Source organism: Kitasatospora sp. NPDC005856 (assembly GCF_040629945.1).
In the GTDB taxonomy this organism is placed as follows: domain Bacteria; phylum Actinomycetota; class Actinomycetes; order Streptomycetales; family Streptomycetaceae; genus Kitasatospora.
In genome coordinates, this window is sequence record NZ_JBEXWT010000042.1 from 15,164 (window position 1) to 27,219 (window position 12,056).

Below are 12,056 nucleotides of genomic sequence, written 5' to 3' on the forward strand. Positions count from 1 at the left end.
CATGTGCTGCTGGCGGTCGTGGTGACGGCGCGTCGGCCCGACCTGGGGCCCGGACGCCCAAGCCTCCATCATCCCCTGTCCCGAGGGCCCTCGACCACCCGGCCCCCGACACAAGCCGGTACGAACCGGAACGGGCGCGGCGCTCCGTGCTCGATCTGTGATCGAAAACTCGCCAAGATCTGCCCGAGTCACTGCTACCGTTCGGCAGCTCATCGTCTTTCCGGGGGGATTCGACGCCCATGACCGCACCCGCACCGGGCACTGACGGCCCATCGACCCGGCCCCTCACCGCCCAGCACTACTCGGTCGCACCACCCCCGGCCACCCCCGAGGGCTACGTCGCCCCCGGCATGCCCGGCGCCCCCGTGGCCGGCTTCACCCCCACCGAACCCACCCCCGGACGCACCCCCCGCCACCCCCGCCGCACCGCCCTCGCCATCTTCCTGGCCCTGCTCGCCATGCTCCTCGGCGGCCTGGCCTACGGCAGCGCCCCCCTGCGCGCCGCCGACAGCCTCGGCTGGCTGGCCATCGCCCCGGCCGGCCTGGTCGCCCTCCCCCTCGGCCGCCTCGGCGGCCCGAGCCGCCTGCTCCCCCCACTCGGCGCCCTCCTCGCAGCCGGCGCCCTCCTCCTCGGCCAACTGATCGAACACCTCCGCCGCCTCCACCCCGAAGGCCCCACCCCCGACGGCCTGCTCCACGACACCCTCACCACCTGGCGCACCGACCTCCGCCCCCTCGACGCCGCCTTCTACGCCATCGCCCTCATCGGCGGCTACCTCCTCACCCGCCGCACCGCCACCCGAAGCTGACCCCCGCCCCCCAGCGAGAGGGAGACTCCCCCACCCCGCCCTCCCGAAAGCCCCCCGAAAACGACGAAGACCCCCACCGCTCCCGGCAGGGGCCCCCATCACCACCCGTCAGCGGTGGTCGAGCGCCGGATTCACCGTCACCTCGACCCGCTGGAACTCCTTGAGCTCCGTGTACCCCGTCGTGGCCATCGCCCGCCGCAGCGCACCGAACAGGTTCATGGTCCCGTCCGGGGTGTGCGAGGGCCCGGTGAGGATCTCCTCGGTGGTGCCGACCGTGCCGAGGTTCACCCGCTTGCCGCGCGGCAGCTCCTCGTGGACGGCCTCCATCCCCCAGTGGAACCCCTTGCCGGGGGCGTCCGTGGCCCGAGCCAGCGCAGCGCCGATCATCACCGCGTCCGCGCCGCAGGCGACCGCCTTCGGGATGTCCCCGCTGTAGCCGACGCCCCCGTCCGCGATCACGTGCACGTAGCGACCGCCGGACTCGTCCATGTAGTCACGACGGGCGGCCGCCACGTCGGCCACGGCGGTCGCCATCGGCACCTGGATGCCCAGGACGTTCCGGGTGGTGTGGGCGGCGCCCCCACCGAACCCGACCAGCACACCGGCGGCGCCGGTCCGCATCAGGTGCAGCGCCGCGGTGTACGTGGCGCACCCGCCGACGATCACCGGAACGTCCAGCTCGTAGATGAACTGCTTGAGGTTGAGCGGCTCGGCGGCGCTGGAGACGTGCTCGGCCGAGACGGTGGTGCCGCGGATGACGAAGACGTCGACGCCGGCGTCGACCACGGCCTTGGAGAACTCGGCGGTGCGCTGCGGCGAGAGCGCGGCGGCGGTGACCACACCGGAGTCGCGGACCTCCTGGATCCGCTGCTTGATCAGCTCGGCGCGGATCGGCGCGGCGTAGATCTCCTGCAGGCGGCGGGTCGCGGTGGCCTCGTCGGTGATCGCGGCGATCTCGTCCAGCAGCGGCTGCGGGTCCTCGTAGCGGGTCCACAGACCTTCGAGGTTCAGCACGCCCAGGCCGCCGAGGCGGCCGATCTGGATGGCCTGCTGCGGCGAGACCACGCTGTCCATCGGGGCGGCCAGGAACGGCAGCTCGAAGCGGTAGGCGTCGATCTGCCAGGCGATCGAGACCTCCTTCGGGTCCCGGGTACGGCGGCTGGGGACGACGGCGATGTCGTCGAAGGCGTACGCCCGTCGGCCGCGCTTGCCTCGCCCGATCTCGATCTCAGTCACTTCGAGCCCTTCTGCTGTGTTGCTCATGCCTGCCGGGTCACCCCGGCCGCACCCCAGTATCCCGTACTGCCGCTGCTCCCGCCCCGACGGCCCACGCCGCGGACGCCCGCGACCGCCCGTCCACGCCCGGCGCACCCGGGACCCTCCGCACCCCGGACAGCCCGAGGGGCCCGCCACCGCGGTGCGGCAGCGGGCCCCTCGGGTCACTGAACGGCCGGGCGTCAGCGGGTCGAGTAGTTCGGCGCCTCGACGGTCATCTGGATGTCGTGCGGGTGGCTCTCCTTGAGGCCCGCCGAGGTGATCCGGACGAACCGGCCCTTGCTCTCCATCTCGGCGACGCCGGCGGCGCCGACGTAGCCCATGGTCTGGCGCAGACCGCCGACGAGCTGGTGCAGCACGGCCGACAGCGGACCGCGGTACGGCACCTGGCCCTCGATGCCCTCGGGGACGAGCTTGTCGTCCGAGGCCACCTCGGCCTGGAAGTAGCGGTCCTTGGAGTACGAGCGGCCCTGCCCGCGGGACTGCATGGCGCCCAGCGAGCCCATGCCGCGGTAGGACTTGAACTGCTTGCCGTTGATGAACAGCAGCTCGCCCGGGGACTCCTCGCAGCCGGCCAGCAGCGAGCCGAGCATCACGGTGTCGGCACCGGCGGCCAGCGCCTTGCCGATGTCGCCCGAGTACTGCAGGCCGCCGTCGCCGATGACCGGCACGCCGGCCGCCTGGCAGGCCTGGGCGGCCTCGTAGATGGCGGTGATCTGCGGGACGCCGATGCCGGCGACCACGCGGGTGGTGCAGATGGAGCCGGGGCCGACGCCGACCTTGACGCCGTCCACGCCGGCGTCGATCAGCGCCTGGGCGCCGTCCCGGGTGGCCACGTTGCCGCCGACCACGTCGATCTTGACGGCCGACTTGATCTTCGCGATCCAGGCCAGCGCGTTGTGGCTGTGGCCGTGCGAGGTGTCCACCACCAGGAAGTCCGCGCCGGCCTCGACCAGGGCCTGGGCCCGGTCGAACGCCTCGGCGCTGGCGCCGACGGCGGCGCCGACCAGCAGCCGGCCCTCGGAGTCCTTGGCCGCGTTCGGGTACTGCTCGGCCTTGACGAAGTCCTTGACGGTGATCAGGCCCTTGATCCGGCCCTCGTCGTCGACCAGCGGCAGCTTCTCGATCTTGTGGCGGCGCAGCAGGGCCATCGCGTCCACCCCGGAGATGCCGACCTTGCCGGTGATCAGCGGCATCGGGGTCATGATCTCGCGGACCTGGCGGCTGCGGTCCGACTCGAAGGCCATGTCACGGTTGGTGACGATGCCGAGCAGCTTGCCCGCCTCGTCGGCGATCGGCACGCCGGAGATGCGGAACTTGGCGCACAGCGCGTCGGCCTCGCCCAGGGTGGTCTCCGGGCCGACCGTGATCGGGTCGGTGACCATGCCGGACTCGGACCGCTTGACCAGGTCGACCTGGTTGGCCTGGTCCTCGACCGACAGGTTGCGGTGCAGCACGCCGACGCCGCCCTGGCGGGCCATGGCGATGGCCATGCGCGACTCGGTGACCTTGTCCATCGCCGCGGACAGCAGCGGGATGTTGACGCGCACGTTCCGGGAGACCCGCGAGGAGGTGTCCACCTGGTTCGGCAGCACCTCGGAGGCCCCGGGCAGCAGCAGCACGTCGTCGTACGTGAGCCCGAGCATCGCGAACTTCTCGGGTACGCCTGCGGCGTTGTAAGACATTTGGGGGGTACCTTCCGTGGCCGGCCTAATCCGCTCACGCCCGAGGGTGGGGGCGCATTCATCGCTCACTCGCGCAGACCGCCGAAGCCGGATGCAATGGGAGGATCCTCCAAGGGGATCCCGGCCGCACCCGTCAAACTTTGGCAACCCGCCCAGGCGCCGATACCCCATGGTACTGGCACCGCGAATGTGTCCTCGTGTGCCCTTGACAACACCCCTGCCCCGTGGCTCATTCCCCCGTAACGGGTGAAAACAGCACGGATCGGCGGGGCCCGATCAGGAGGACTCCTCCGCGAGGGCCCGCAGCCGGCTGAGCGCCCGGTGCTGGGCGACCCGGACGGCGCCGGGAGACATTCCGAGCACCTCGCCGGTCTCCTCCGCCGACAGCCCGGCGGCCACCCGCAGCAGCACCAGCTCGCGCTGACGGGCCGGCAGGTTGGACAGCAGTTCCTTCGCCCAGGCGGCGTCGCTGCTCAGCAGCGCCTGCTCCTCCGGGCCGAGCGCCTCGTCCGGCACCTCGGGCAGGTCGTCCTGGGGCACCACGGTGGAGCCGGGCCCGCGCATCGCGGCCCGCTGGAGATCGGCGATCTTGTGCGCGGCGATCCCGTACACGAAGGCCTCGAACGGGCGCCCCTGGTCCTTGTACCGGGGCAGCGCGCAGAGCACCGCCACGCAGACCTCCTGCGCGACGTCGTCCACGTGGTGCCGGGCCCCGCCGGGCAGCCGGACCAGCCGGGCGCGGCAGTACCGCAGCGCCAGCGGGTGGACGTAGGCGAGCAGCGCGTCGATCGCCGGGCCCTCGCCGCGCACCGCGGCCGCGACCAGTTCGCCCACCAGCGGCGAGCCGCCCGTGCCGAGCACCGGCGGGCGGTCCGGCCCGGTCAGGCCGGCGGGATCCTCGGAACCGTCGGAACCGGCGTACGACGGATCACGGCCCGGACCGGAGGGCTCGGCCTCCACCGGGTCCGCCTGGCCGGCCGCGCCGGCGACGTCGTCGCGCATCGGTCCATGGTGCCTGGTCGAGCGGGAAAACGCGGCACCGCGTCCGGAGTTGTGCACCGGAACGTTATGCGCTGCGGCACCGCCCGGCGTGCTGCGCACCACCGGCCCCTCCTGCACCGTGCCGCCTCCCGCCCCGCCGCCGTCGGTGGTCCCGTCCGTCGCGCCGTCCGCCGAGTGTCCTGCGGCTGCGTGGTTCGCCGCAGTGCCTGTCCGCTGGTCCCCGAGGTGCTCCACTCCTCCATGGTGCAACCTCGGGACCGTAACGTCACACGCCCGTGCGGCACCCGCTCCGGGAACGGCCGACGGCGCGCCGCAACCGGCGGCGCCGCCGGTGGTCAGCGGACCAGGCCCCAGCGGAAGCCCAGCGCCACCGCGTGCGCCCGGTCGGAGGCCCCGAGCTTCTTGAACAGCCGTCGGGCGTGGGTCTTGACGGTGTCCTCGGAGAGGAACAGCTCGCGGCCGATCTCGGCGTTGCTGCGGCCGTGGCTCATGCCCTCCAGCACCTGGATCTCACGCGCCGTCAACGTCGGTGCCGCGCCCATGTCGGGGCTGCGCAGCCGGCGCGGGGCGAGCCGCCAGGTCGGGTCGGCGAGGGCCTGGGTGACGGTGGCCCGCAGTTCGGCGCGCGAGGCGTCCTTGTGCAGGTACCCGCGGGCGCCGGCGGCCACCGCGAGCGCGACACCGTCGAGGTCCTCGGCGACGGTGAGCATGATGATCCGCGCGCCCGGGTCGGCGGACAGCAGCCGCCGGACCGTCTCGACCCCGCCGAGGCCGGGCATCCGGACGTCCATCAGAACGAGATCGGAGCGGTCGGCCACCCAGCGGCGGAGGACCTCCTCCCCGTTCGTCGCGGTGGTGACCCGGTCCACACCGGGTACGGTCGCGACCGCGCGGCGAAGCGCCTCGCGGGCGAGCGGGGAATCGTCGCAAACGAGAACGGAAGTCATGACCGTCGTCCTCCGCAGCTGATCCGCGTCACGTTGAGCCTCCTGGCTGGTACGAACCTCTCCGACACGGCCGATCGGCGACAGACTTCGTCCTGATCGCCCCAACCTGCCCGCGATCGTTCCCGACGTCCGGCGCCCGCTAACCGCCTCCGCACTTCCAACGACCGTCACTCGAATGAGTTACGGCCTTCGGGGCCATCTCCACCACTGTACGTGGCCAACCCATTACCGATCAGCCGCATCGCGGTGCACACGCCGCACTTTTGCGCAGCTCGCGCGCGGTCGGCGTACGACCCGCACACCGATTCGGCACGTCGCGCGCCCGTCGGCCACCCGATTGCCACGCCCGCGCCCGGCGGAGCCCTTGCCCACTATGCCCGTTTTTATAGCTTTCGTATGGTCATTGACTGTTGTGCCAGTGTGTGGGTGACTTGTCCATGGAGTTGCCTTAAGTCATATTTCCAGGTGTCCACACCAGCGCAGGAAGCCCCGCCGCACCGCTCGGCAGCAGCCCCGCCGAACGCCCGGCCGACGGCCGACAGCCTCTGAAGGGAATGAGCCATGGCAGATTTCTCCCGCCTCCCCGGTCCCAACGCGGACCTCTGGGACTGGCAGCTCTCCGCAGCCTGCCGTGGCGTGGACAGCTCGCTCTTCTTCCACCCCGAGGGCGAGCGCGGGGCCGCGCGCAGTTCGCGCGAGGCCAGCGCCAAAGAGGTCTGCATGCGCTGCCCGGTGATCGCCGAGTGCGCGGCGCACGCGCTGGCGGTCCGCGAGCCCTACGGCGTCTGGGGCGGGATGACCGAGGACGAGCGCGAGGAGATGCTGGGGCGCTCGCGACACCGGCTGGTCGAGGTTCCGCTGACCCCGCCTGCGGTCGCCCAGCGCTAGTCCCGCCTCCACCAGCGCCGTGAAGAAACGTTTCTTCGCGGCGCTTCAGCCTTCTGGCTCACCGTGCGTACCGGGCCACCACGGCCCCGTCACCCACCGTCAGCGATCGGCGGCCGCCCCCGCCAGCCGCTCCAGCATCAGCGCCACGGCCGGCACCTCCGCCAGGTCCGGCAGGGTCAGCGCGACCACCTGGCGCACCGCGGGCGCCCCCGAGGCCGTGCGCACCGGCACCGTCGACACACCGTCAGGACGCACCGACCGGAGCGCCAGCCGGGGCAGCACCGCCACCCCCAGCCCGGCCGCCACCAGGCCGACCACCGCCGGGTAGTCATCCGTCGCGAAGTCGATCCGCGGCTCGAAGCCCGCCCCGGCGCACAGCTCCACCAGGTGCCCCCGGCACTGCGGGCAGCCGGCGATCCACTGCTCCCCCGCCAGCTCGGCCAGTTCCACCGCCCCGCCCCGCCCGGCCAGCCCGTGGCCGGCGGGCAGCAGACCCACCAGCGGGTCGTCCAGCAGCGGGGTGACCACCAGGTCGGACCAGTCGGTCCCCGCGGTCAGCTGCTGCGCCTCCAGGTTGGCCTCGGCCCGGGCCTCGCGCGGCGTGCCGTGGGCGGGAGCCGGGAGCGCGAGGGCGCCGTCGGACTGCGGGTAGCGGAAGGCCAGCGCGATCTCGCACTCGCCGCCGCGGAGCATCGCCAACGACTCCGGCGGCTCCGCCTCGACCAGCGACACGCGCACCCCCGGATGGCCGTCGCGCAGGCGGGCGACCGCGGGCGGCACCAGGGTGGAGCTCGCGGTCGGGAAGGAGACCAGCCGCACCCGCCCGGCCCGCAGCCCGGCGATCGCGGCGACCTCCTCCTCGGCGGCGGAGAGCCCGGCGAGGATTCCGGTGGCATGCTTGAGCAGGACCCGGCCGGCCTCACTGAGCTGCATCCCGCGGCCGGAGCGGACCACCAGCGGGGTGTCCACCGACTTCTCCAGGGCCTTCATCTGCTGGCTGATGGCGGGCTGCGTACACCCCAGCTCACGGGCGGCGGCGGAGAAGGAGCCGGTGCGGGCGACGGCACGCAGGACGCGCAGGTGGCGGGCCTCGATCATGCCTTAGTTATAAGGCAATCTTTGCATTCTGCAAAATTCTACTGATAGTTGAAGCGTGAAGCTGTGAACGCCGGAGGCCCGGCCCGCCTCCCCTCTCGGGGAGCGGACCGGGCCTCCGGTCAGGCGTCGGAGCCTCAGTGCGAGTGGCCGTGGCCGTGACCGTGGCCACCGTTGTCGGCCGCCTCCTCCTTCTTCTCCACCACGAGGGTCTCGGTGGTGAGGAGCAGGGAGGCGATCGAAGCGGCGTTCTCCAGGGCGGAGCGGGTGACCTTGACCGGGTCGATGACGCCGGCCTTCACCAGGTCGCCGTACTCGCCGGTGGCGGCGTTGTAGCCCTGGCCGTTCTCCAGCTCGGAGACCTTGGAGGTGATGACGTAGCCCTCCAGGCCGGCGTTCTGGGCGATCCAGCGCAGCGGCTCGTGCAGCGCCTTGCGGACCACGGCGACACCGGTGGCCTCGTCACCCGACAGGCCCAGGCCGTCCTCCAGCACCTTGGCGGCGTGGACCAGGGAGGCGCCACCGCCGGCGACGATGCCCTCCTCGACCGCGGCACGGGTCGCCGAGATGGCGTCCTCCAGGCGGTGCTTGCGCTCCTTCAGCTCCACCTCGGTGGCGGCGCCGACCTTGATGACGCAGACGCCGCCGGCCAGCTTGGCCAGGCGCTCCTGCAGCTTCTCGCGGTCCCAGTCGGAGTCGGTCGCGGAGATCTCGCCCTTGATCTGGGCGACGCGGCCGGCGACGGCCTCGGCGTCGCCGGCACCCTCGACGATCGTGGTCTCGTCCTTGGTGATGGTCACGCGGCGGGCGGTGCCCAGCACGTCCAGGCCGACCTGCTCGAGCTTGAGGCCGACCTCCTCGGAGACCACCTGGCCACCCGTCAGGGCGGCCAGGTCGCCGAGGATCGCCTTGCGGCGGTCACCGAAGCCCGGGGCCTTGACGGCGACGGCGTTGAAGATGCCGCGGATCTTGTTCAGGACCAGGGTCGACAGCGCCTCGCCGTCGACGTCCTCGGCGATGATCAGCAGCGACTTGGAGGCACCGCTCTGCAGGATCTTCTCCAGCAGCGGCAGCAGCTCCTGGATGGACGAGATCTTGCCCTGGCTGATCAGGATGTACGGGTCCTCGAGGACCGCCTCCTGACGCTCCGTGTCGGTGACGAAGTACGGCGACAGGTAGCCCTTGTCGAACTGCATGCCCTCGGTGAAGTCCAGCTCCACGCCGAAGGTGTTCGACTCCTCGACGGTGATGACACCGTCCTTGCCGACCTTGTCGATCGCCTCGGCGATCAGCTCGCCGACCTGGGTGTCCTGCGCGGAGAGGGACGCGACGGCGGCGACGTCGTCCTTGCCCTCGATCTCGCGGGCGATGGACAGCAGGTGCTCGGAGACGGCGGCGACGGCCTTGTCGATGCCCTTCTTCAGGGCGGCCGGGCCGGCACCGGCGGCGACGTTGCGCAGACCCTCGTTGACCAGGGCCTGGGCCAGCACGGTGGCGGTGGTGGTGCCGTCACCGGCGACGTCGTTGGTCTTGGTGGCGACCTCCTTGACGAGCTGCGCGCCAAGGTTCTCGTACGGGTCGTCCAGCTCGACCTCGCGGGCGATGGTGACACCGTCGTTGGTGATGGTCGGGGCGCCGAACTTCTTGTCGATGACGACGTTGCGACCCTTGGGGCCGATGGTCACCTTGACGGTGTCGGCCAGCTTGTTGACACCGCGCTCCAGCGAGCGGCGGGCGTCCTCGTCGAACTGCAGGATCTTCGCCATGTTCCCTATTCCCTCGGGGCTGCGGCCGGCCGACCGGCCGCCGAACTACGTGAACCAACAACCACGCCCCGGGCCCCTGTCACTTGGGACACGGATCCGGGGCGGGTCGGTACGTCTTACTTCTCGATGATCGCGAGGACGTCGCGGGCGGAGAGCACCAGGTACTCCTCGCCCTGGTACTTCACCTCGGTGCCGCCGTACTTCGAGTACAGGACGATGTCACCCACGGCGACGTCGAGCGGCAGACGCTGGCCGTCCTCGAAGCGGCCCGGGCCGACGGCCAGGACGACGCCCTCCTGGGGCTTCTCCTTGGCGGTGTCCGGGATAACCAGGCCGGAGGCCGTGGTGGTCTCGGCGTCGAGCGGCTGGACCACGATGCGGTCCTCGAGCGGCTTGATGGCAACCTTGCTGCTGGTGGTCACGTCCGAGCTCCCCTTCGGAGATTACGGGGTTTTCTAACGGGTAGGGGCGAACCTGCGAGTCTGCCGTCGCGGGGGTCAGACACGCGTCATCGCGTTAGCACTCTCCTGGTGGGGAGTGCCAAGGACGACCATAGGGCCGTGTTAGCACTCAGTCAACCAGAGTGCCAACGACGCGCCCCTGGAGCCCCGGTTCCACGGTTGAGTAGCCGTACTCATGTACGACGGGCCCGGACTTCGACACACTCCTGCCATGACATCGATCCCGGTACGTCTCGACCCGTCCCGGCCCAAGGACGCCGCCCTCTCCCTGCTCTCGCTTCCCCTGCTGGGAGCCGTGCTGCCGTTCGTCGCGTTCTACGTCATCGCCGCGCTCGGCAGCGGCCCCGGCCACGGGGACGACGGGGACGGACTCGGGTGGGCCTTCCTGGGCATCGGGATGCTGGCCGCTCCGGTGGTCTCCCTGGCGGCGGGCCTCGTGGTGGCCTTCCGCAGCCGGCGCTCCGGCTACCGCTTCCTCCCGGTCACCGCCGTGCTCGCCCCGTTCACGCTGCCGGTGCTCTTCTCCTCGGGCGTGCTGTGGCGGTGAACCCGGTGGGCGGCCGGCCCGAGCGGCTGCGGATCCACCCGGCGGCGGACCTGCTGCTGTCCGTGGTGGTGCTGACGACGACCGGCGTGGCGGCGTTCGTCGGATCGTTCGTGCTCAACGCGCTGAAGCTGCTCGCCCTGTACGGCCCCGGCGTGGTGGCCCTGGACGTCTTCGGCGTCGCGGTCCTGCTCCTGCTGCTGGCGCTGACGGCCCGGGGCGCCCGGCGGCTCGGGTACCGGATCGTGCCGTACGCCGCGCTGGTGGCGGCACCGCTGGTGCCGCTGGTGTTCTGGCTGACCTCCGACGTCCCCGTCATCGGCCGGTGAGCGCCGCGCCGCCGCTCCGGCCGACCGGGCAACCCGCGAGAATGGCCCCGTGGACACCGAGAACCTCCAGCCGCTGCTGACGCCCGAGGGCCAGGCCCTGCTCGCCGAGTTGCGCGAGTTCACCCCCGAGGAGGAGCTCGCGCTGGCGACCCGCCTGCGGCGGACGCATCCGGCGGAGCTGGTCTCGGCCGCGTTCGGTCAGGCCCGGCTGCGGCAGCGGGCGCGGGCGAAGTTCGGGGCGGACGCCGACCTGATGTACTTCACGCCCAACGGGGTCGAGCAGTCCACCCGGCGCAGCGTGGCCGAGTGGCGCGCGCAGCGGTTCGCGGCCCTGGGCGTGCGGCGGCTGGCGGACCTCTGCTGCGGCATCGGCGGGGACGTGCTGGCGCTGGCCCGGGCCGGCATCGAGGTGCTGGCCGTCGACCGGGACCCGGCGGCCTGCGCCGCCACCGCGGCCAACGCCGCCGCACTGGGCCTGGCCGAGCTGGTCGAGGTGCGCTGCGCGGACGTCGCCGAGGTGGACGTCACCGGCTACGACGCGGTGTTCACCGACCCGGCCCGGCGCACCTCGCGCGGCCGGGTGTTCGACCCGGAGGCGTACGCCCCGCCGCTCTCCTGGGCGATCGAGGCCGGCCGGCGGACCCCGATCGGCGCGCTGAAGGTCGCGCCGGGCATCCCGCACGAGGCCGTGCCGCAGGACGCCGAGGCCGAGTGGGTCTCCGACCACGGCGACGTCAAGGAGGCGGTGCTCTGGTTCGGCACCGGGGCCGCGAGCCCGCACCGCGCCACCCTGCTGCCGCAGGGCGCCAGCCTGACCGGCGGCGACCTGCCCGACCCGCCGGCCGGCCCGGTCGGGCGCTACCTGTACGAGCCGGACGGCGCGGTGATCCGGGCCCACCTGGTGGCCGAGGTGGCCGGGCAGGTGGGCGGCCGGCTGATCGACCCGAAGATCGCCTACCTGACCTCGGACCAGCTGGTCGCCACCCCGTACGCGCACGCCTTCGAGCTCACCGACGTGCTGCCGTTCCACATCAAGAAGCTGAAGGCGCTGCTGCGCGAGCGGGGTGTCGGCACGGTGGTGATCAAGAAGCGCGGGATGGCGATCACCCCGGAGGAGCTGCGCCGCCAGCTCAAGCCCTCCGGGCCGAACACCGTCACGGTGGTCCTCAGCCGTACCGACCACGGGCCGCTGATGATGCTGGGACAGCCGGTCCAGGGCGTGTCCGACACGCCCTAGCTAGGAGGCCGGGGCCTG

12 protein-coding genes are annotated in these 12,056 nt (G+C 72.2%); 5 read left to right on the forward strand and 7 right to left on the reverse strand.

Going from position 1 to position 12,056, the window contains the following annotated elements; translation table 11 throughout:
* Positions 1-239 precede the first annotated feature (239 nt).
* Complete coding sequence (locus tag ABZ449_RS24115; protein WP_360349416.1) at positions 240-809, forward strand: hypothetical protein; 570 nt, start codon at positions 240-242, stop codon at positions 807-809.
* Between the two features lie 108 nt (positions 810-917).
* Here the strand turns inward: ABZ449_RS24115 and ABZ449_RS24120 are convergent, their stop codons facing one another.
* The 4 genes from ABZ449_RS24120 to ABZ449_RS24135 form a co-directional block, all read right to left on the reverse strand.
* Complete coding sequence (locus tag ABZ449_RS24120; protein ID WP_360349419.1) at positions 918-2,045, reverse strand: GuaB3 family IMP dehydrogenase-related protein; 1,128 nt, start codon at positions 2,043-2,045, stop codon at positions 918-920.
* 221 nt (positions 2,046-2,266) lie between these two features.
* On the reverse strand, positions 2,267-3,769 hold the full coding sequence (gene guaB / locus ABZ449_RS24125; RefSeq protein ID WP_360349422.1) for an IMP dehydrogenase: 1,503 nt from the start codon (positions 3,767-3,769) through the stop codon (positions 2,267-2,269).
* Positions 3,770-4,045: 276 nt separating this feature from the next.
* Entirely contained in the window at positions 4,046-4,771 is a 726-nt protein-coding gene (locus ABZ449_RS24130) for a sigma-70 family RNA polymerase sigma factor (protein WP_360349425.1), read from the reverse strand.
* A gap of 335 nt (positions 4,772-5,106) precedes the next feature.
* A complete protein-coding gene (locus ABZ449_RS24135) occupies positions 5,107-5,718 on the reverse strand; it encodes a response regulator transcription factor (RefSeq protein WP_014136228.1) in 612 nt (203 codons plus the stop codon).
* 561 nt (positions 5,719-6,279) lie between these two features.
* Here ABZ449_RS24135 and ABZ449_RS24140 point away from each other — a divergent pair.
* Positions 6,280-6,606 carry a WhiB family transcriptional regulator gene (locus tag ABZ449_RS24140; RefSeq protein ID WP_350519940.1) on the forward strand — a complete coding sequence of 109 codons (327 nt, stop codon included), beginning with the start codon at positions 6,280-6,282 and terminating at the stop codon, positions 6,604-6,606.
* Between the two features lie 99 nt (positions 6,607-6,705).
* On the opposite strand, the gene ABZ449_RS24145 is transcribed toward ABZ449_RS24140, so the two are convergent.
* From ABZ449_RS24145 to groES, 3 genes are all read right to left on the reverse strand, one after another.
* Positions 6,706-7,704 (reverse strand): LysR family transcriptional regulator, encoded by a 999-nt coding sequence (locus ABZ449_RS24145; RefSeq protein ID WP_360349428.1) that lies wholly within the window; start codon positions 7,702-7,704, stop codon positions 6,706-6,708.
* A gap of 134 nt (positions 7,705-7,838) precedes the next feature.
* Positions 7,839-9,467, reverse strand: a complete 1,629-nt coding sequence (groL, locus tag ABZ449_RS24150) for a chaperonin GroEL (RefSeq protein ID WP_360349431.1) — start codon at positions 9,465-9,467, stop codon at positions 7,839-7,841.
* Positions 9,468-9,583: 116 nt separating this feature from the next.
* Positions 9,584-9,889: a co-chaperone GroES gene (gene groES / locus ABZ449_RS24155; RefSeq protein WP_014136232.1), complete on the reverse strand. Its 306-nt coding sequence runs from the start codon at positions 9,887-9,889 to the stop codon at positions 9,584-9,586.
* A 250-nt stretch (positions 9,890-10,139) separates the two neighbouring features.
* Here groES and ABZ449_RS24160 point away from each other — a divergent pair, with 250 nt between their 5' ends.
* Genes ABZ449_RS24160 through ABZ449_RS24170 form a run of 3 tightly spaced genes read left to right on the forward strand, consistent with a single transcriptional unit; the run spans position 10,140 to position 12,038 of the window.
* Positions 10,140-10,475 (forward strand): hypothetical protein, encoded by a 336-nt coding sequence (locus ABZ449_RS24160; protein ID WP_360349434.1) that lies wholly within the window; start codon positions 10,140-10,142, stop codon positions 10,473-10,475.
* Entirely contained in the window at positions 10,466-10,801 is a 336-nt protein-coding gene (locus tag ABZ449_RS24165; RefSeq protein WP_360349437.1) for a hypothetical protein, read from the forward strand. Before ABZ449_RS24160 ends, ABZ449_RS24165 begins: the two co-directional genes overlap by 10 nt.
* Positions 10,802-10,850: 49 nt before the next feature.
* On the forward strand, positions 10,851-12,038 hold the full coding sequence (locus tag ABZ449_RS24170) for a class I SAM-dependent methyltransferase (RefSeq protein ID WP_360349440.1): 1,188 nt from the start codon (positions 10,851-10,853) through the stop codon (positions 12,036-12,038).
* Positions 12,039-12,056 lie beyond the last annotated feature (18 nt).

Coding starts and splice junctions, on each gene's coding strand:
- ABZ449_RS24140 (WP_350519940.1), top strand. CDS start 6,280: ATGGCAGATTTCTCCCGCCTCCCCGGTCCCAACGCGGACCTCTGGGAC.
- ABZ449_RS24130 (WP_360349425.1), bottom strand. CDS start 4,771: ATGCGCGACGACGTCGCCGGCGCGGCCGGCCAGGCGGACCCGGTGGAG.
- groL (WP_360349431.1), bottom strand. CDS start 9,467: ATGGCGAAGATCCTGCAGTTCGACGAGGACGCCCGCCGCTCGCTGGAG.
- ABZ449_RS24115 (WP_360349416.1), top strand. CDS start 240: ATGACCGCACCCGCACCGGGCACTGACGGCCCATCGACCCGGCCCCTC.
- guaB (WP_360349422.1), bottom strand. CDS start 3,769: ATGTCTTACAACGCCGCAGGCGTACCCGAGAAGTTCGCGATGCTCGGG.
- ABZ449_RS24145 (WP_360349428.1), bottom strand. CDS start 7,704: ATGATCGAGGCCCGCCACCTGCGCGTCCTGCGTGCCGTCGCCCGCACC.
- ABZ449_RS24135 (WP_014136228.1), bottom strand. CDS start 5,718: ATGACTTCCGTTCTCGTTTGCGACGATTCCCCGCTCGCCCGCGAGGCG.
- ABZ449_RS24160 (WP_360349434.1), top strand. CDS start 10,140: ATGACATCGATCCCGGTACGTCTCGACCCGTCCCGGCCCAAGGACGCC.